This is a genomic window from Methylomarinovum caldicuralii, assembly GCF_033126985.1.
In the GTDB taxonomy this organism is placed as follows: Bacteria; Pseudomonadota; Gammaproteobacteria; order Methylococcales; family Methylothermaceae; genus Methylohalobius; species Methylohalobius caldicuralii.
In genome coordinates, this window is the sequence record NZ_AP024714.1 from 1,513,763 (window position 1) to 1,530,795 (window position 17,033).

A 17,033-nucleotide genomic window follows, 5' to 3' on the forward strand; every position below is an offset into this window, starting at 1 on the left:
GTCGCTGCGATTCCCCTTCCCGCCTTACATGCTGAAAGCTTTGCGGCTCGACTGCCCCGGCGGCCGCAACGATCCCGAATCCTTCGCCTGCCCCGAAGGCCGTCTGCGCCTGGATCTCCCCCTGCTGCGCCGGTCAGTGAACGCCTGCTATCGCCTGACCCTGAACCCTCATGTGCAGCTGCAGCTCGATCCGCTTCGCTTCGCCCGGGGGAAATGGCGGCTGCGATGGTCACAGCGGGAAAGCGACTGGCGCCTTGATCTTCAGGGCCGCCAGCCCCTGGCGCTTGCCTGGCTGCGCCCCCTGCTGCCCCCGTCACTGCAGGGAATCGAGGACCTGGGAGGGAACCTGCACCTGCAGGCGAGCGGACGGGGCCGCGCTGAAGCCCAATACTGGCAGGCGAAGTTGACAGGCGGCTCGCTTCATTTTCATGACAGCGACTATGCCCGGGTGCTGGATCAGGTGGGGTTGCGCATGAGGCTGCAGGCATCCCGGAAGCACGCTGACTGGCACGGCACTCTCGATTTACAGCTCGATCAGGGGGAAGGCCTGTGGCTGCCCTTTTATTGGAATTTCGCCGCCCACCCCTTCCGCTTTTCCGGTCAGTGGCGCTGGCGTCCTCGTTCCCGGTCACTGCTGCTGCAGGATTTTCGCCTTCGCCAGACCGGTATCTGGGTGTTGGGTGGTTCGGTATTCAAATACACCCCAGATAACGGTATAAACACGCGGGGCGATCTGACCTTTCACAGCCGGCTCCCGGCCCTGTTCGACAATTACCTCAAACCGCTGCTGGAAGGCGGAAACTGGGAGGGTCTGACCGTAGTCACGGGGTGGGCCCGGGGTCAGGTCCGCTGGCGGAACGGCCCGCGCCGGGCCCGCCTGGCGCTGGAGCGGCTGACCCTGGACGACCGCCAGCGCCGCCTTGGCCTGAACCGGTTGCAGGCTGAGCTGTACTGGCAACGCAGCCTCGATGCCGGCGCCCAGGCCTTTCCCACTTCCCGGCTGGCCTGGCATGCCGGCCACCTTTACGCCATTCCATTCGGCGCCGCCGGGTTCCTGCTGCGTCTGGTCGATGACGACATCCGTTTGCTCCGCCCGGCGACGATCCCGGTGCTCGACGGCCGGCTGCGCATCCGCGAGCTGGAGATACTGGATCTGACCCGAACGCCCAGGCTGCGCTTCGCCGGCGACCTGAAAGGAATTTCCCTGGAAGTGCTGACCCGGGTGCTGGGGCTGCCGCCGCTTGCGGGAACCCTCGACGGCCATATCCCCAAGGTGACTTACGATCACCGCCGCCATACCCTCAAGGTGGACGGCCGGCTGGTCATCGAAGTCTTCGACGGCCGGATCGTGGTGGAAAATCTCGTCGTCACCGATCTGTTCGGCGCCCTGCCCCGCCTTCGGGCCGACATCTATCTCCACGATCTGGACCTGGAACAGGTGACCGGGCATTTCTCCTTCGGCCGCATCACCGGACGACTGGAAGGCTACGTCAAGGACCTCCAGCTGGAAAACTGGCGTCCCGTGGCCTTCGATGCCTGGTTCGGCACCCCCGGCGATGACCGGTCCCGCAAGCGCATCAGCCAGAAGGCGGTGGAGAATCTCACCACCTTGGGAGGCGGCAGTGCGGTCGGGGTGCTGTCACGGCTGGTCCTACGCCTGTTCGACGAATTCCACTACCGGCGGCTGGGACTGGGCTGCCGCCTGCGCTACAACGTCTGCGAGCTGCGGGGCATCGCCGCTGCGCCGCAGGGGTTCTACATCGTCCAGGGGAGCTACCTGCCGCGTATCGACGTGATCGGCTATAATCGCCGCATCGACTGGCCGACGCTGATCGCCCGGCTCAAACGCATCACCCAAGTCCAAGGACCCGTCATCCGATGAAAAAAACACTCACCCCGCTGATTCCGCTGTTGCTGATGCTTGGCATCGCCGCCTGCGTCACTATCAACATCTACTTTCCGGCCGCCGCAGCGGAAAAGGCCGCCGACCGGATCATCAAGGAGATCCAGGAAGGGACGGAAAAGGAAAACCCGCCGCAATCGGCCCTGCCCCATTGGCAGGTACGCATCGATCTGTGGGCCCTTCTCGGCGTCGGAAGCGTCCAAGCGGCCGCGGACCTGGACATCGACAGTCCGGAAATCCGGGCCATCCGCGCCTCGATGAAACGCCGTTTCCCCAAACTGAAATCCTATCTCGACCGGGGTTGGATCGGCTATGCCAACAACGGCCTGGTGGCGGTGGTCAACAAGACCCAGATCCCGCTCAAGGAACGGGCCATCGTCGAGCGCCTGGTGGCGGCGGAAAACCGGGACCGGCTCGCTCTGTATCGGGCCATTGCCCGCGCCAACGGCCATCCCGAATGGGCCGATGACATCCAGGCCACCTTCGCCAAACGCTGGATCGCCAACGCCAAACCGGGCTGGCAGGTCCAGCTTGCCAACGGCCGCTGGGTGCGGAAATAGCCCATGGGACGACGCCGACGCAGGCCGCTGCCGACCGAGCCGGCCTTGGCCACCGTCGAAAAACTGACCCACGACGGCCGTGGCATCGCCTACGTGGACGGCAAGGCCATCTTCATCATCGGGGCATTGCCGGGGGAAACCGTCCGTTTTCGCTACACCGAGCTGCGCCGCGATCACGGCAGCGGCCAGGTCGTCGAAGTGCTCAAGTCCGTCCCGGAAAGGGTCGCCCCGGCCTGCGGCGCTTTTGGCCGGTGTGGCGGCTGCAGTTTGCAGCACCTGGACCACGCCGCGCAGATCCGGGCCAAAGACGCACTGCTGGCCGAGCAACTGCGCCGCATCGGCGGGATAGACGACTTCGAATGCTGGCCGCCTTTGACCGGCCCGGTGTGGGGCTATCGGCGCAAAGCCCGCCTCGGCGTCCGCTATGTCCGCAACAAGGACAAGGTGCTGGTGGGGTTCCGCGAGCGCGGCAGCGGCAAAATGGCCGAAATCGAATCCTGCCTCACCCTGCACCCCCAGGTCGGGGAACGGCTGCAGGACCTGGCGGGATTGATCGACACCTTGAGCATCCGCGAGCAGCTGCCCCAGATCGAGGTCGCTATCGGCGACAACCGCAGCGCCCTGGTATTCCGGGTGCTGCAGCCGCCGAGCGCGGCAGACCGCCAGCGGCTGAGCGATTTCGGCCGCCGCTACGATTTCGACGTCTATCTTCAGCCCAAGGGACCGGAATCACTCCAGCCACTCTACCCTGAGGATCCCCCGCTGCCCTGTTATTTCCTGCCGGAGGACGTCACCCTCTGGTTCGGCCCGCTGGGCTTCACCCAGGTGAACGCCGACATCAACCGCAAGATGATCGCCCGAGTTCTGGAAATGCTGGCCCCCCAAACGGACGAAACCCTCCTGGACCTGTTCTGCGGCCTCGGCAATTTCACCCTGCCGCTCGCGCGCCGCGGTGGGCGTATCGTCGGCGTGGAAGGCAACGCCCGGGAGGTGGAGATGGGGCGCTACAACGCCCGGGCCAACGGCATCGACAACGTGGAATTTCACGTCTGCGACCTCACCCAGCCCTTGGAGGACCAGCCCTGGGCCGGGGCGCGTTACGACAAGATTCTCCTGGATCCGGCCCGCAGCGGCGCCCTCGAACTGATGGCGTGGCTGCCCCGCTGGCGTCCCAAGCAGGTGGTTTACGTTTCCTGCAACCCTGCCACGCTCGCCCGCGACGTGGGCCGGCTGGTACACGAGCACGGCTTCAGGCTGATCCGCGCCGGGATCATGGACATGTTCCCCCACACCGCCCATGTCGAATCCATCGCCCTGCTGACGCCATGACCCGTTGGATCATCGTCAGCATTCCACGGCAGCGGTTGTTTTTGCTAGATAACGGTATAAAGATTCGGGAATATCCGGTTTCGACCGCCCGCAACGGCTGCGGCGAGCGGATCGGCAGCGGCTGCACCCCCCGGGGCTGGCATTACGTGCGCGCCAAGATCGGAACCGGACTGCCCCGCTACGCCGTTCTGGTGGGACGGCGTTTTACCGGTGAAATCTATTCCCCCCAGCTGGCACAACGGTATCCAAAGCGTGACTGGATCCTGAGCCGCATCCTCTGGCTCTGCGGTCTGGAACCCGGCTTCAACCGCCTAGGGGAGCGGGACACCTTCCGCCGCTATATCTACATCCACGGCAGCCCCGACCACCTGATCGACGGCCGGCCCGGTTCCTGCGGCTGTATCCGGATGCGCAACGCCGATGTCCAGGAACTGTACGACCGGATCGAACCCGGCACCCGGGTCTGGATCACTGAAAGCGGCGATCAGTCCACCTGGCCGTCTTTGCCGGTCAGGTGATAAATCGCCGAATGGGACAGAAATAGGGCGAACCCTACCAGCGCAATGCCGCCCGCAAACGCCAGCAGATCCAAAGGCCCGTCGAATTTCATGCTGATGCCCCGCTCGAAGAACTTGACGATGAGGATCATCAAAATCACCTTCCCAAGGCGGCTTTTCAGGTCGTCCAGATTGCGGATGACCAGCACCTTGGCAAAGGCGTCGCTGCGGCGGGCCTCCTCCAGCGTGCTGATGAACAGCTCGTACAGCCCCAGTGAGAATATCAGCAACACTGTCGCCAGCAGATAACCGTCGATCACCTCCACCACATGGGCGATGGACTGGGCCCGAAGCACCTGCCGCACCTCAGGCGTCAGATCCGGATCGGCATAATGGGCCAATTCCGAAACCAGAATCCATGCATCGACCGTCGCCACGTAAAGAACCGCAAACGCCGTCACCAGACTGGCAAGCACGGCTACCAGCACCACCAGGCGGGTGCGCCACAGGGCGGCCTCGAAGATCAGCTCTACCCGCTTCATCCAAGGATTCTTCGCCTGCAACGCCGTCTCCTTCTGCTATCATCCAAATGCAACAATGATGACGGATACAAAAAACATTTGCCAGTCAAATTCCCTGCCGGGTAGAATCCAACTGCCGCGCTGGCGTAGCTCAGTTGGTAGAGCAGCGGATTTGTAATTCGCCGGTCGCAGGTTCGAATCCTGTCGCCAGCTCCAGCTATCTCACAAATTGAAACGGACTACGGCAAGCGCATCCGTGCCCTCCGGCGCGCCAACAACATCACCCAGCAAGAGCTGGCCCGTGCAACCGGCATCGACCAGTCCTGCATCTCCAAACTGGAACGCGGCGATGTGGTCGGCACCCCGGAAAATCTCCTCAAGATCGCCAGGGCCCTGGGCGTGACCGTCTCCGACCTTTTGGGCGACGCCGTGCGCGAGCCCCAGGAGCCCTACCGGAACGCCACCGATCCCAGAGCCGCGATCCTGGCCGACTACCAGGCCCCCGAAGGCCTGCGCGACATGGCCCAGGACAAGGCCACCCTATTACCCACATCTTCCCCCTTCTATAGGAATCAATGTCTTATCCGTTTTCTCTGAGGGAACTTGATCTCGGCCGCCCGGATGGCGGTCACGGCCTCCACGTAGGCGCTCAGTTTGGTCATGCCCTGCCACAGGGCTTTGGGGCCGGGTGGGGGATCGTTCTTGCGCCCCAGCCAGCCGCCAAAGCCGGCCACAATGCGGACGATGGTGCCCAAATCCGGCGGCGTCGCGGGCGGCGGGGTGCGATGGTGGATGGCCCAGGCGGTCTGCCATTCTTCGACAGAGAACACCACTTCACAGCACCACTCGGGATGTTCCCGCCCGAGCGTCATCAGCATCAGGATGCGCCAGGCGACGATCAGATACAGCACCAGGGCCCGTTCCAGGCGTTCCCGGGTGCGAAGTTGCAGGGCTTCGATGCGGCAGCCGCTTTTGAGGATGCGGAAGTAGACCTCGATCCACCAGCGTTTGCGGTACCATTCGATGCGCGCTCTGGCCTGTTCCAGGGTGGTGATTTCTTCGTTGGTGATCAGGCACCATTCAACCGCTTCCTGGCCTTCGGGGGGCGCCTCTTCCCGGGCCAGGATGACGGTGACTTGGGGACCCGGGCCGCTGCGGGTCTTCAGTTCGACCCGGGCGAGCCGGATTGTTTGTGTGACCTGCCGGGCCGGGCGGTTGCCGCCGGCCGGCAGGTCAAAGGCGATCGTCCCCAACACCGGCTGGGCTTCGACCGCGGCCCGCAGTTTGCCATCGAGAGGGTCGTTGAGCTTGCGGTCGTGTCGTACCCGGATCAGGTAATCGGCGGCAAAGCCCAGCTGTTCGGCCCGGTCGATCAGGGCCCGAAGGTCACCTTCGCGGTCGGCGACATACACCAGCCGGGTCTCGGGCGCCAGGGCGGCCATCTCGGCCACCCGCTCATAACCTTCCACCCAACGCAGGCTTTCGGCCAGGTCCGGTTCCCCCTTGGGCAAACGCGCCCAGTGCCAGCAGTCGGTCACCCCCAGGGCCACGCCCGCCTCACTGATCACCAGCGTCGGATGCAGGTACAACCCCTGACGCTGCTCGTAATTCAGCCGTCCCAACCCCGCCATCGACGGCCGCCCGGAATAATCCAGCTCGGTGGTGTCCTGCAGGCACAGCACCCGCGACTGCTGCCGGATCCGTTCCAGGGTCGGCACACTGTGGGCCCGCAACACCTCCCGAAAATCCAGCCTGGCATTGTCCAGCAGCCGGTAGGCCGCCTTGGTCTCCGCCCAGCCACCCCCGCAAACGTTGGGAACGCTCGCCATCGGATCGTTTGCCATCGCTTCTATCACCCGGCACAGCCGCCGGTTCAGGCGGGCATCGCCCAGCGCCAGGGAAAAAATTCTTGTTCAGCCCAGCTCATGTCAACGCCTATCCAAAGAAATCAATATCTTACTACAGGGGCGAGAGATGTGGGTAATAGGGTGATCTAAAGGCCTTTGCCCTCCTGGTTCGCAAATCAACAGTGAGCTTTTCAGCTTTCAACTTCGGAGGATGAAGGCCCAGGTAAGCCATGATCGGCGCCATCGCGGGAGACATCATTGGTTCCGTTTACGAGTTCGCGCCCTGCAAATCCAGGGATTTCGCGCCGCTCTTCCATCCCGACGCCCATTTCACCGACGATACCGTGCTGACGGTGGCGGTCGCCGACAGCCTGCTCCATGACCGCGACCCGGTTGCGGCCTTCAAGGACTGGGGCCGCCGCTATCCCGATTGCGGCTGGGGCGGCATGTTCGCCCGCTGGCTGTTCTCCGCCCGCACCGAACCGTATGGCAGCTTCGGCAACGGCGCGGCCAAGGTTATCATATGCTCTGCCTGATGCGACCGCACCGGATTCTCCATGGCTCACGCCCCCGATCCCCTCGCCGATCCTGACTTCATCGCGTCCCTGCGCGGGCAGATGCTGCGCTTTGCCACCCTGCAGCTGTCCGACCCGACCCTGGCGGAAGACACGGTGCAGGAAGCGCTGGCCGGGGCGCTCAAGAATGCCGACCGTTTCCAGGGACGGGCGGCATTCAAGACCTGGGTGTTCGCCATCCTCCGCCACAAGATCGCCGATGCCCTGCGCCAGCGCTATCGGGAGGCGATACTCACGGAGGACGAGGACGACGAACGACATTGGTTCGACGACCGCGGCCACTGGCGCCCCGAGGCCCGGCCCTGGGATTGGGGCGATCCGGCGCAGGCGCTGAATGACGCCCAGTTCTGGCGGGTGTTCGAAACCTGCCTCGAACGCCTGCCGCCACGCCAGGCCCAGGTCTTCATGATGCGCGAATTCATCGGCCTGGAGACCAAGGCCATCTGTGCCACGTTGAACATCAGCGCCACCAATCTCAACGTCCTGCTTCACCGCGCCCGCCTGCGCCTGCAGGCCTGTCTGGAAAACCACTGGTTCGCCCCCGGAGGCCGCCATGCTGAACTGTGAACAAGCCGCCCGTCTGGCCTCGGAAGGTCTCGACCGCCCGCTGACCCTGAAAGAGCGGCTGGCCCTGAGATTCCACACCCTGATGTGCCGCGGCTGCCGCCGCTACCGGCGCCATCTGGAAATCCTGCGCCGCATCAGCCGCGCTTACGTCAAAGAAGACGAGCGACAGGCATGAAAGGCCGCTCCGAGCCTAAATTTACGGACGAATTTCGGTCCGGCAGCCCCTTCCTGCCCCGCTCCCGAAAAGTCATTGACGCTGTAATAATCGCCGCCCCCGCCCGACCAATGCCATAACGTTCACGACAAACAAGGTGCTTCCATGCATCCGACCCTGCCCCGTCTGCTCCCCGGCGACTTTCCCCCTGTCGAACGCCGGCGCCTGACCACCCTGCAGGTCAACCTCGGCTACCGCTGCAACCAGACCTGCCTGCACTGCCACGTCAACGCCGGCCCCCATCGCCGGGAGATGATGGATGCCGACACCCTGGCGCTGATCTCCGAAGTCCTGGCCGCCCGCGGGATCGAAACCCTTGATCTGACCGGGGGCGCCCCGGAACTGCACCCGGGGTTCCGCTCGCTGGTCACCCAGGCCCGGGCGCTGGGCGTCCACGTCATCGACCGCTGCAACCTCACCATCCTGTTCGAGCCCGGCCAGGCGGATCTGGCGGAGTTCCTCGCCGACCACCGGGTCGAGGTGGTCGCCTCCCTGCCGTGCTATCTGGAAGAGAACGTCGAGCGCCAGCGCGGTGCGGGGGTCTTCGCCAAGAGCATCGCCGCTCTGCGCCGCCTCAATCGCCTGGGCTACGGGGAACCCGGCAGCGGTCTGGTGCTGAACCTGGTCTACAACCCCCAGGGGGACGCGCTGCCGTCCCCGCAGCCGCAGCTGGAGGCGGCCTACCGGGAGGCGCTGGCGCAGCGCTTCGGCATCGTCTTCAACCGCCTCCTGACCCTGACCAACATGCCTATCCAGCGCTTCGGGTCGATGCTGATCTCCAAAGGGCGGTTCGACGCCTATCTGGCGCTGCTGAAGACCAACTTCGAACCGGCCAATCTGGACCGTCTCATGTGCCGCCACCTGCTCAGCGTGGACTGGCGGGGGCATCTCTACGACTGCGACTTCAACCAGCAACTGGGGCTGGCCGCGGACGGCCCCCGGCATCTGCGCGATCTCCTGGACACCGATCCCGCTGGCCGCCCGGTCCGGGTGGCCGACCACTGTTACGGCTGCGCCGCCGGCCAGGGCAGCAGCTGCACGGGGGCGCTGACGTGAAAACCCGGCTCTTGCTGCTCCTCCTGCTCGCCGCCCTGGTGACCGCCTGGTTCACCCTGGATCTGGGGCGCTACCTCAATCTGGCCACCCTGCAGGCCGGCCTGGCGGATCTACGCGCCTGGCTGGCGCGCGAACCGCTCGCCTTCATTACCGGCTTCTTCCTGCTCTACGTGCTGGTCACCGCCCTGTCGGTGCCCGGCGCCGCGGTGCTGACCCTCGCGGCCGGGGCCCTGTTCGGCCTGGTCGGCGGCACCGTGCTGGTGTCCTTCGCCTCCACCCTGGGAGCGACGCTGGCCACGCTCACCGCCCGTTATCTGCTGCGGGAACCGCTGCGGCGGCGCTTTGCGCGCCAGTTCGAGGTCGTCGACCGCGGCATCGCCCGCGACGGCATCCTCTACCTGGCCTCGCTGCGGCTGATGCCGGTGTTCCCCTTCTTCCTCATCAATCTGCTGATGGGGCTGACCCACATGCCGGTGCGCACCTTCTTCTGGGTCAGCCAGCTGAGCATGCTGCCGGGGACGCTGGTGTACGTCAACGCCGGCACCCAGATCGCCAGACTCCGGAATCTGAGCGATGTCGCCTCCCCCGGCCTGTGGCTGTCCTTCGCACTGCTGGCGGGAATGCCGTGGCTGGGCAAGCTCGGCGCCCGCTGGCTGCAGCGCCGCCGTCGCTATTCCGGCTGGCGCCGGCCGCGGCGCTTCGATCGCAACCTGGTGGTCATCGGCGGCGGTGCCGCCGGCCTAGTGAGCGCCTATCTGGCGGCGGCGGTCAAAGCCAGGGTGACCCTGGTGGAAGCGGGCAAGCTGGGAGGCGACTGTCTCAACACCGGCTGCGTGCCGAGCAAGGCGCTGATCCGCTGCGCCAAGGTGGCCTGGCAGCAGCGTCACGCCCGCGACTACGGCATCGATGCCGGTGACCCCAAGGTCGATTTCGCCGCGGTGATGGCCTACGTCCAGCGCAGCATCGGGACCGTCGAACCCCACGACAGCGCCGAACGCTACACCGCCCTGGGAGTGGAAGTGCTGCAGGGCTACGCCCGCCTGATCGATCCCTGGACCGTGGAGGTGGCCCTCGCCGACGGCGGCCGCCGGCGGCTGACCACCCGCGCCATCGTCCTCGCCACCGGCGCCCGGCCGGTGGTGCCGCCCCTGCCCGGCATCGAGGAAACCGGTTACCTCACCTCCGACACCCTGTGGTCGGCCCTGGCCGAACGCGGCCTGCCGCGGCGGCTGGCGATCCTCGGCGGCGGTCCGATCGGCTGCGAACTGGCCCAGGCCCTGGCCCGCCTGGGGGCCGAGGTGGTCCAGATCGAACGCGGTCCCCGCCTGCTTCCCCGCGAGGACCCGGAGGTTTCGGAACTGGCCCGTCAGCGGCTGGCGCAGGACGGGGTGCAGGTGCTGACCGGCCATCGCGCGGTCCGCTGCGAGCGCGACGGCGGGCGCAAATTCCTCGTGGTCGAACACGACGGCCGCGAGCAGCGACTGGCCTTCGACGCGCTGCTGTGCGCGGTGGGACGGGCGGCCCGCCTCGAAGGTTACGGGCTGGAGACCCTGGGTATCGACACCCACCGCACCGTCGCCACCAACGACTATCTGGAAACCCTCTATCCCAACATCTACGCCGCCGGCGACGTCGCCGGCCCGTGGCAGTTCACCCACACCGCCGCCCATCAGGCCGGGTACGCCACCGTCAACGCCCTGTTCGGCCCCTGGCGCCGCCTCAAGGTCGACGACCGGGCGGTCCCCCGGGTCACCTTTCTCGATCCGGAAATCGCCCACGTGGGCCTGACCGAACAGGAGGCCGCCGCCCGAGGCATCGAGGTCGAGGTCAGCCGTTACGATCTGGCCGAACTGGACCGGGCCATCACGGAAGGCGCGCGCACCGGTTTCGTCAAGGTGCTGACCGTCCCCGGGCGCGACCGCCTCTTGGGGGCCACGATCGTCGCCGAGCGCGCCGGGGAGATGCTGATGGAGTTCACCCTGGCGCTGCAACACGGCCTGGGGATGGAAAAGCTTCTCGCCACCATCCACCCCTATCCCACCTGGGCCGAGGCCGACAAGTTCGCCGCCGGGCAGTGGAAACGCGACCACGCCCCCGCCTGGGTGTTTCCCTGGCTGGAACGCTACCACCGCTGGCGCCGGGGCAACCCATGAAGCTGCTGAGCATCGTCGTCCCCATGCTCGACGAGCGTGCCCAGCTGCCGGCGCTGCTCGATCATCTGGACGCCTTCGCCGCCGAAGCCGAAATCCTCCTGGTGGACGGCGGCAGCGGTGACGGCGGTCCGGCCTACGCCCGCCACCGCGGTTTCCGGGTTCTCGACGCTCCCCGCGGCAGGGCTCGGCAGATGAACGCCGGGGCGGCCGCGACTCGGGGCGAGTGGCTGCTGTTCCTCCACGCCGACACCCGCCTGCCGGCCGGCGCCCTTGGGCAGATCCGCTGGAGCGGTCGCCGCTGGGGGCGCTTCGACGTGCGCATCGCCGGCCGCAGCCCCTGGCTGGCCGTGGTGGCGGCGATGATGAACCTGCGCTCGCGCCTGACCGGCATCGCCACCGGCGATCAGGCCATCTTCGTCCGCCGCAATGCCTTCGAGGCCGTCGGCGGCTTCCCGGACCAGCCCCTGATGGAAGACATCGAACTGAGCCGCCGTCTCAAGCGCCTCGGCCCACCCGCCTGCCTGCCGGGCCCGGCGCTCACTTCCGGACGGCGCTGGGAGGAAAACGGCGTTTGGCGCACCATTGTCCTGATGTGGTCTCTGCGCCTGGCCTACTGGCTGGGGGCCGACCCGAAAACCCTGGCTGCCCGTTACCGATGAACGTCCGTCCCGTCGTCTTCGCCAAGGCGCCGCAGCCGGGGCGGGTCAAGACCCGCCTGATCCCGGCACTGGGGCCGGACGGCGCCGCGGCCCTGGCCCGGCGCCTGCTGCGCCACACCCTGACTGAAGCCCTGGCGGCCGGTTTCGGCCCGGTCGAGCTCTGCGCCAGCCCGGACCCGGCCCATCCGGCCTGGAAGGAGACCGCCCTGCCGCCCGGCCTGGTGCTCACCCCTCAGGGAGACGGCGATCTGGGGGCGCGCATGGCGCGGGCGGCCCGCCGCCATATTGATACCGGCCGCGCCGTGGTCCTCCTCGGCACCGACTGCCCAGCGCTGACCTGCGGGCGGCTCCGCCGGATCGCCGCCGCGCTGCACCAAGGTCAGGCGGTGCTGGTCCCGGCCCTGGACGGCGGTTATGTGGCCCTGGGGTTGAGCCGCTTCCACCCGGCGCTGTTCGAAGCCATCGCCTGGGGCGGCGATGCCGTGGCCGCCACCACCTGCGCGCGCCTGCGCCGCCTGGGGTGGCGGTTCCACTGTCTGCCGCCCCTGGCCGACATCGACCGCCCCGGGGATCTCCGCCATCTGCCCGCCACCTGGAGGATATGCCGATGAAACGTCCCTGGCCGATGCTGCTCTTTCTGTCCGCCGCCCTGGCCGAACCTACGGTGGACGTGGGGGTCTTCACCCAGGCGGCCGCCTCGCCACCGCCGCCCTGGCACGTGGTCACCTTCGCGGGCCGGCCGCCGACGCGCTACCGCATCCGTCCCTGGGACGGGGAGATGGCCATCGAGGCGATTTCCGAGGCCGGCATGGCCCTGCTCGCCCGCCCCATCGACGTGGACCTGGACAAGACGCCGGTGCTGTGCTGGCGCTGGCGCATCGACACCCCGGTGGCCGGCGCCGACCTGAGCCGCAAGTCCGGCGACGATTACGCCGCCCGGGTCTATGTCGCCTTCCGCCTGCCCCCGGAAAGCCTGGACTGGTTCACCCGCAGCAAGCTGGCCCTGGCCCGCCGGGTGTTCGGCAAGGCGGTGCCGGATGCGGCACTCAATTACGTCTGGGACAACCGCCATCCGCCCGGCACGATGCGTCCCAACGCCTACACCGAGCGGGCGATGATGATCGTGGTGGAAAGCGGCGCCCCCAAGGCCGGGCGCTGGGTCAGCGAGGCCCGGAACGTCCGCATCGATGCCCGCCGCGCCTTCGGCGACCTGCCCTTCGAAGCGGTCCTGCTGGCGGTTGCCGCCGACAGCGACGACACCGGCGGCCACGCCCACGCCGGTTTCGCCCGCCTGTGCTTCGTGGCCCGGCCGGAACAGTGCGGCCGCGACGATTCGGCGTAATAATCGCCCTGCCGCCCCGACTACGATTCAAACCATTCACCCGGAGGAACCCCATGCACGAAGTCATCCAGGATTACTACGGCCGCCGGCTGACCCAGAGCGGCGATCTCAAGACCAACGCTTGCTGCGATCCCGAGGCGCTGCCCGAATGGCTCAAGCCGCTTTTGGCCCGCATCCATCCGGAAGTGCTGTCGCGCTACTACGGCTGCGGCCTGGTGTGCCCGCCGCTGCTGGAAGGCTGCCGCATTCTCGATCTGGGCTGCGGCAGCGGCCGCGACGTCTACGCCCTGGCCCAGCTGGCCGGCCCCGAGGGCGAGGTCGTGGGAGTGGACATGACCGAGGAACAACTGCAGGTGGCCCGGCGCCACCGACAATGGCACGCAAAGGCTTTCGACTTCGACAACGTCCGCTTCCTCCACGGCTATATCGAGCGCCTCGACCGGCTCGATCTGGAACCGGCGAGCTTCGACGTCATCGTCTCCAACTGCGTCATCAATCTGTCGCCGGACAAACCGGCGGTGCTGGCGGGGGTGGCGCGGCTGCTCAAGCCCGGCGGCGAGTTCTACTTTTCCGACGTCTATGCCGACCGCCGGGTGCCCGAGGCGGTCCGCCGCGACCCGGTGCTCTACGGGGAATGCCTGGGCGGGGCGCTGTACTGGAACGACTTCCTGCGCCTGGCCCGCAACGCCGGCTTTCCCGACGCCCGCCTGGTGAGCGACCACCCCATCGAGGTCACCGATCCGCAGCTGGCGGCCAAGGTGGGCAACATCCGTTTCTTCTCGGCCACCTACCGGCTGTTCCGCATCGACGGCCTCGAGGACGCCTGCGAGGACTACGGCCAGGCGGTGATTTACCGGGGAAGCGTGCCCCACCACCCCGACCGCTTTGTCCTCGACAAGCACCACGACATCGAAACCGGCCGGGTCTTTCCCGTCTGCGGCAACACCTTCCGGATGCTGCGGGAATCCCGTTTCTCCCCCCATTTCGATTTCATCGGGGATTTCTCCCGCCACTACGGCCTGTTCGGCGGCTGCGGGGGTGACCTGCCTTTCGACAGCGGGGAAGAGCGTCCCAGCGGAGACTGCTGTTGAGGTGCCGGCATGGATACGCTGGTGAAAAATTTTGCAACTTTTTCCGGCACGCCCGGTCTATAATAACGAACTTGCTTGAGGGGGCGATCTGGCTTCGACGCGGATCGCGAAACCTTCAGGTGCATGCCGAGGTGCAGAACCTCGTAAATCCTCTGCAAATCTATAGTTGCCAACGACGACAACTACGCACTCGCTGCTTAATACCCAGTAGGGTGCCATCCGACCGGAGCCGTGCCTGTGCGTCCGGGTTTCGGGTGTCATATCTCACAGGCTCGCGGGGAGGCGTGTCCGGCGCCGAACCGCTAAACACTCACCGGACTGGCTGGCTGTCTTCCCTGCCGTTCGGGTAGCAGCCAGTGAGATCAATAGAACGGCTAAGCATGTAGAGCCGAAGGCGGAGGATTCGCGGACGGGGGTTCGATTCCCCCCGCCTCCACCAATTCATGACAACCACTTTGATTCTGCCAGCCTGGCCTATCCTCGCGCCAATGAACCAGCCTGCTGTTGCGTACCAAGATTTCACCATCCGGGTTACGGCGCACAACGGTGTCTGGACCGCCGAGTGCGACGCCCTAGGTCTTGTGACCGAAGCCGACAATTTCGAATCGCTCACCCGGCGCGCCTGGGAGATTGCCCCGGAATTGGCCGAGATCAATGGCTACGATGTCGCCCCAGGCGCCATGCGCCTGCGCTTCGAGCATATCGAAACCGCGCCCCTCTGCGGCTGAACCTGCATGGGGCGTGGTTTTGATCCGCAAGTCCGCCGACTTCTCACCGAGCACGGCTGTCGCTTCATCCGCCAGGGGAAAGGCAGCCACAAAATCTGGGAAAGCCCGATCACTGGCAAACGTTTCTCCGTCCCCGTGACGGTCAAGTCCCGCTTCACCGCCAATGCGATTCTGCGCCAGGCGGGCATCGATCAGAAGTTTTGACGCTCGACACTCCCCTCGCAGCTTATATACGGCTTTTTCCGGACGCAAAAAAGCCCGCGCTTGGCGGGCTTTGAATTGGCGTCCCCAACGGGATTCGAACCCGTGTCGCAGCCTTGAAAGGGCTGTGTCCTAGGCCAGCTAGACGATGGGGACAAATTTTCAAATATTTTGTTGGTGGAGCCAGCCGGGATCGAACCGGCGACCTCTACAATGCCATTGTAGCGCTCTCCCAGCTGAGCTATGGCCCCTCACAAGAGATAATTATTATATGGCGTTTTTTTCCGCTTGTCTAGCCCTGTTGTGAACTTTTTTCCTCGATCCAGGCGATCGCCTTCTCGATCCGCGCCAGGGACTTCTCCCGTCCCAGAAGATGCAGGGTGACATCGATGGGCGGTGAAATCGCACATCCGGCCAGGGCGACCCGCAGCGGCTGGGCGACCTTGCCCAGTTTCAGGCCCAGGGCCTCGGCGGTGTCCAGCACGACCTGATGCAGCGGTTCCGGCGCCCATTCCGGCAGGGCCTGGAAACGCTGGTACAGCGCTTTCAGCACCTCGAGGGCTTCGGGCTTGAGGTGTTTCCTGGCCGCCTTTTCGTCGTAGGTGTCGAAATCGCGGTAGAAGAAGGCGCTGGCCTCGGCCATTTCCTTGAGGGTTTTGCAGCGTTCGCGCTGTGCCAGCACCACGTCCACCGGATCGGGCCCGCCCTCGGCCGGGTCGATGCCCAGGTGGCCCAGGTGCCAGCGCAGATGATGGGCCACATGCAGCGGATCGGAATGCATGATGTAGTGGTGGTTGAGCCACAACAGCTTAGACGGGTTGAAGGTGGAGGCGGATTTGTTGACGTCCCGGATGTCGAACAGCTCGATCATCTCGTCGACGGAGAAGATCTCCTGGTCGCCGTGGGCCCATCCCAGCCGCACCAGATAGTTGAGCAGGGCTTCGGGCAGATAGCCCTGGTCGCGGTATTCCAGCACGCTCACCGCCCCGTGGCGCTTGGACAGGCGCGCCCCGTCCTCCCCCAGAATCATCGGCACGTGGGCGTACCGGGGCGGCTCCGCCCCCAGGGCCCGCATGATGTTGATCTGGCGCGGGGTGTTGTTGAGGTGGTCGTCGCCGCGGATCACGTGGGTGATGCCCATGTCGAGATCGTCCACCACCACGGTCAGGTTGTAGGTGGGGGTACCGTCGGAACGGGCGATGATGAGATCGTCGAGCTCGGCGTTCCGGAACACCACCCGGCCGCGGACCAGGTCGTCGATGACCACCTCCCCCTCCCTGGGGGTCTTGAAGCGGATCACCGGCTGTACCCCCTCGCGCGGTTCGGTGCGCTCGCGGCAACGGCCGTCGTAGCGCGGCTTTTCCTTGCGCGCCATCTGCTCGGCCCGCATCGCCTCCAGCTCCTCCTTGGTGCAGTAGCAGTAGTAGGCGTGGCCCGATTCGAGCAACTGCCGGATCACCTCGCGGTAACGGTCGAAACGCTCGGTCTGATAATACGGACCCTCGTCGTAGTCCAGCCCCAGCCAGGCCATCCCCTCGAGGATGACGTTGACCGATTCGCGCGTGGAGCGCTCGCGGTCGGTGTCCTCGATGCGGAGAATGAAATCGCCGCCGTGCTTGCGCGCATACAGCCAGTTGAACAACGCCGTCCGCGCCCCGCCGATGTGCAGGTAACCGGTGGGGCTGGGGGCAAAACGGGTGCGTACGCTCATCTGTTTCCCGCGCAGGTTTCCCCCGCCGGAAGGCGAAGGAGGAAAGCGCGGCCTCCTTGCAAGTTGTTAAACACGAAAC

Annotated in this window: 19 protein-coding genes, 3 tRNA genes and 1 other RNA gene; 18 read left to right on the forward strand and 5 right to left on the reverse strand. The window is 65.9% G+C overall.

The window, feature by feature from the left end; genetic code table 11:
* The first annotated feature begins 28 nt into the window (after window positions 1-28).
* From MCIT9_RS07740 to MCIT9_RS07755, 4 genes are read left to right on the forward strand one after another with little or no spacing between them, the layout of a single operon-like run.
* Window positions 29-1,882 carry a hypothetical protein gene (locus MCIT9_RS07740; protein ID WP_317704340.1) on the forward strand — a complete coding sequence of 618 codons (1,854 nt, stop codon included), beginning with the start codon at window positions 29-31 and terminating at the stop codon, window positions 1,880-1,882.
* Window positions 1,879-2,463, forward strand: a complete 585-nt coding sequence (locus MCIT9_RS07745) for a YdbL family probable chaperone protein (protein WP_317704341.1) — start codon at window positions 1,879-1,881, stop codon at window positions 2,461-2,463. Before MCIT9_RS07740 ends, MCIT9_RS07745 begins: the two co-directional genes overlap by 4 nt.
* 3 nt (window positions 2,464-2,466) lie before the next feature.
* On the forward strand, window positions 2,467-3,792 hold the full coding sequence (rlmD, locus tag MCIT9_RS07750; RefSeq protein ID WP_317704342.1) for a 23S rRNA (uracil(1939)-C(5))-methyltransferase RlmD: 1,326 nt from the start codon (window positions 2,467-2,469) through the stop codon (window positions 3,790-3,792).
* Window positions 3,789-4,310 carry a L,D-transpeptidase family protein gene (locus MCIT9_RS07755; RefSeq protein WP_317704343.1) on the forward strand — a complete coding sequence of 174 codons (522 nt, stop codon included), beginning with the start codon at window positions 3,789-3,791 and terminating at the stop codon, window positions 4,308-4,310. Before rlmD ends, MCIT9_RS07755 begins: the two co-directional genes overlap by 4 nt.
* On the opposite strand, the gene MCIT9_RS07760 is transcribed toward MCIT9_RS07755, so the two are convergent.
* The gene (locus tag MCIT9_RS07760; RefSeq protein ID WP_317704344.1) at window positions 4,277-4,831 is read right to left on the reverse strand and encodes a YqhA family protein; all 555 of its coding nucleotides are present in this window, start codon (window positions 4,829-4,831) and stop codon (window positions 4,277-4,279) included. The genes MCIT9_RS07755 and MCIT9_RS07760 overlap by 34 nt on opposite strands.
* A gap of 119 nt (window positions 4,832-4,950) precedes the next feature.
* On the opposite strand from MCIT9_RS07760, the gene MCIT9_RS07765 reads away from it, so the two are divergent.
* Window positions 4,951-5,026 (forward strand) — tRNA-Thr (locus MCIT9_RS07765).
* Window positions 5,027-5,038: 12 nt separating this feature from the next.
* Complete coding sequence (locus MCIT9_RS07770; RefSeq protein WP_317706712.1) at window positions 5,039-5,407, forward strand: helix-turn-helix domain-containing protein; 369 nt, start codon at window positions 5,039-5,041, stop codon at window positions 5,405-5,407.
* On the opposite strand, the gene MCIT9_RS07775 is transcribed toward MCIT9_RS07770, so the two are convergent.
* Window positions 5,383-6,717, reverse strand: coding sequence for an IS4 family transposase (locus MCIT9_RS07775; RefSeq protein ID WP_317706713.1), 1,335 nt, complete (start codon window positions 6,715-6,717; stop codon window positions 5,383-5,385). The genes MCIT9_RS07770 and MCIT9_RS07775 overlap by 25 nt on opposite strands.
* A 170-nt stretch (window positions 6,718-6,887) precedes the next feature.
* On the opposite strand from MCIT9_RS07775, the gene MCIT9_RS07780 reads away from it, so the two are divergent.
* The 12 genes from MCIT9_RS07780 to MCIT9_RS07835 all read left to right on the forward strand — a co-directional run bounded on the left by MCIT9_RS07780 (window position 6,888) and on the right by MCIT9_RS07835 (window position 15,246).
* Window positions 6,888-7,193 carry an ADP-ribosylglycohydrolase family protein gene (locus MCIT9_RS07780; protein ID WP_317704345.1) on the forward strand — a complete coding sequence of 102 codons (306 nt, stop codon included), beginning with the start codon at window positions 6,888-6,890 and terminating at the stop codon, window positions 7,191-7,193.
* A 21-nt stretch (window positions 7,194-7,214) separates the two neighbouring features.
* Complete coding sequence (locus tag MCIT9_RS07785) at window positions 7,215-7,799, forward strand: sigma-70 family RNA polymerase sigma factor (RefSeq protein WP_317704346.1); 585 nt, start codon at window positions 7,215-7,217, stop codon at window positions 7,797-7,799.
* Window positions 7,786-7,974, forward strand: coding sequence for a zf-HC2 domain-containing protein (locus MCIT9_RS07790; protein ID WP_317704347.1), 189 nt, complete (start codon window positions 7,786-7,788; stop codon window positions 7,972-7,974). The genes MCIT9_RS07785 and MCIT9_RS07790 overlap by 14 nt, the downstream gene beginning before the upstream one ends.
* Before the next feature lie 144 nt (window positions 7,975-8,118).
* A complete protein-coding gene (gene arsS, locus MCIT9_RS07795) occupies window positions 8,119-9,069 on the forward strand; it encodes an arsenosugar biosynthesis radical SAM (seleno)protein ArsS (RefSeq protein ID WP_317704348.1) in 951 nt (316 codons plus the stop codon).
* Window positions 9,066-11,222 carry an FAD-dependent oxidoreductase gene (locus MCIT9_RS07800; RefSeq protein ID WP_317704349.1) on the forward strand — a complete coding sequence of 719 codons (2,157 nt, stop codon included), beginning with the start codon at window positions 9,066-9,068 and terminating at the stop codon, window positions 11,220-11,222. Before arsS ends, MCIT9_RS07800 begins: the two co-directional genes overlap by 4 nt.
* Complete coding sequence (locus tag MCIT9_RS07805; RefSeq protein ID WP_317704350.1) at window positions 11,219-11,881, forward strand: TIGR04283 family arsenosugar biosynthesis glycosyltransferase; 663 nt, start codon at window positions 11,219-11,221, stop codon at window positions 11,879-11,881. The genes MCIT9_RS07800 and MCIT9_RS07805 overlap by 4 nt, the downstream gene beginning before the upstream one ends.
* The gene (locus MCIT9_RS07810; protein ID WP_317704351.1) at window positions 11,878-12,492 is read left to right on the forward strand and encodes a TIGR04282 family arsenosugar biosynthesis glycosyltransferase; all 615 of its coding nucleotides are present in this window, start codon (window positions 11,878-11,880) and stop codon (window positions 12,490-12,492) included. The genes MCIT9_RS07805 and MCIT9_RS07810 overlap by 4 nt, the downstream gene beginning before the upstream one ends.
* Window positions 12,489-13,223, forward strand: a complete 735-nt coding sequence (locus MCIT9_RS07815) for a DUF3047 domain-containing protein (RefSeq protein ID WP_317704352.1) — start codon at window positions 12,489-12,491, stop codon at window positions 13,221-13,223. Before MCIT9_RS07810 ends, MCIT9_RS07815 begins: the two co-directional genes overlap by 4 nt.
* Before the next feature lie 53 nt (window positions 13,224-13,276).
* Complete coding sequence (locus MCIT9_RS07820) at window positions 13,277-14,314, forward strand: methyltransferase domain-containing protein (protein WP_317704353.1); 1,038 nt, start codon at window positions 13,277-13,279, stop codon at window positions 14,312-14,314.
* 79 nt (window positions 14,315-14,393) lie between these two features.
* Window positions 14,394-14,753: a transfer-messenger RNA gene (ssrA, locus tag MCIT9_RS07825) on the forward strand.
* Between the two features lie 4 nt (window positions 14,754-14,757).
* Entirely contained in the window at window positions 14,758-15,042 is a 285-nt protein-coding gene (locus tag MCIT9_RS07830; RefSeq protein WP_317704354.1) for a DUF1902 domain-containing protein, read from the forward strand.
* Window positions 15,043-15,048: 6 nt separating this feature from the next.
* A complete protein-coding gene (locus MCIT9_RS07835; RefSeq protein WP_317704355.1) occupies window positions 15,049-15,246 on the forward strand; it encodes a type II toxin-antitoxin system HicA family toxin in 198 nt (65 codons plus the stop codon).
* A 76-nt stretch (window positions 15,247-15,322) separates the two neighbouring features.
* Here the strand turns inward: MCIT9_RS07835 and MCIT9_RS07840 are convergent.
* From MCIT9_RS07840 to gltX, 3 genes are all read right to left on the reverse strand, one after another.
* Window positions 15,323-15,399 (reverse strand) — tRNA-Glu (locus MCIT9_RS07840).
* Window positions 15,400-15,418: 19 nt separating this feature from the next.
* Window positions 15,419-15,494: transfer RNA gene (locus MCIT9_RS07845), tRNA-Ala, on the reverse strand.
* 41 nt (window positions 15,495-15,535) lie between these two features.
* On the reverse strand, window positions 15,536-16,954 hold the full coding sequence (gltX, locus tag MCIT9_RS07850) for a glutamate--tRNA ligase (RefSeq protein ID WP_317704356.1): 1,419 nt from the start codon (window positions 16,952-16,954) through the stop codon (window positions 15,536-15,538).
* Window positions 16,955-17,033: the final 79 nt, after the last annotated feature.

What these genes read in the sequence shown, in the direction of transcription:
- MCIT9_RS07740 (WP_317704340.1), top strand. Translation starts at nt 29, where the DNA reads ATGCTGAAAGCTTTGCGGCTCGACTGCCCCGGCGGCCGCAACGATCCC.
- MCIT9_RS07745 (WP_317704341.1), top strand. Translation starts at nt 1,879, where the DNA reads ATGAAAAAAACACTCACCCCGCTGATTCCGCTGTTGCTGATGCTTGGC.
- rlmD (WP_317704342.1), top strand. Translation starts at nt 2,467, where the DNA reads ATGGGACGACGCCGACGCAGGCCGCTGCCGACCGAGCCGGCCTTGGCC.
- MCIT9_RS07755 (WP_317704343.1), top strand. Translation starts at nt 3,789, where the DNA reads ATGACCCGTTGGATCATCGTCAGCATTCCACGGCAGCGGTTGTTTTTG.
- MCIT9_RS07760 (WP_317704344.1), bottom strand. Translation starts at nt 4,831, where the DNA reads ATGAAGCGGGTAGAGCTGATCTTCGAGGCCGCCCTGTGGCGCACCCGC.
- MCIT9_RS07780 (WP_317704345.1), top strand. Translation starts at nt 6,888, where the DNA reads ATGATCGGCGCCATCGCGGGAGACATCATTGGTTCCGTTTACGAGTTC.
- MCIT9_RS07785 (WP_317704346.1), top strand. Translation starts at nt 7,215, where the DNA reads ATGGCTCACGCCCCCGATCCCCTCGCCGATCCTGACTTCATCGCGTCC.
- MCIT9_RS07790 (WP_317704347.1), top strand. Translation starts at nt 7,786, where the DNA reads ATGCTGAACTGTGAACAAGCCGCCCGTCTGGCCTCGGAAGGTCTCGAC.
- arsS (WP_317704348.1), top strand. Translation starts at nt 8,119, where the DNA reads ATGCATCCGACCCTGCCCCGTCTGCTCCCCGGCGACTTTCCCCCTGTC.
- MCIT9_RS07805 (WP_317704350.1), top strand. Translation starts at nt 11,219, where the DNA reads ATGAAGCTGCTGAGCATCGTCGTCCCCATGCTCGACGAGCGTGCCCAG.
- MCIT9_RS07810 (WP_317704351.1), top strand. Translation starts at nt 11,878, where the DNA reads ATGAACGTCCGTCCCGTCGTCTTCGCCAAGGCGCCGCAGCCGGGGCGG.
- MCIT9_RS07815 (WP_317704352.1), top strand. Translation starts at nt 12,489, where the DNA reads ATGAAACGTCCCTGGCCGATGCTGCTCTTTCTGTCCGCCGCCCTGGCC.
- MCIT9_RS07820 (WP_317704353.1), top strand. Translation starts at nt 13,277, where the DNA reads ATGCACGAAGTCATCCAGGATTACTACGGCCGCCGGCTGACCCAGAGC.
- MCIT9_RS07830 (WP_317704354.1), top strand. Translation starts at nt 14,758, where the DNA reads ATGACAACCACTTTGATTCTGCCAGCCTGGCCTATCCTCGCGCCAATG.
- MCIT9_RS07835 (WP_317704355.1), top strand. Translation starts at nt 15,049, where the DNA reads ATGGGGCGTGGTTTTGATCCGCAAGTCCGCCGACTTCTCACCGAGCAC.
- gltX (WP_317704356.1), bottom strand. Translation starts at nt 16,954, where the DNA reads ATGAGCGTACGCACCCGTTTTGCCCCCAGCCCCACCGGTTACCTGCAC.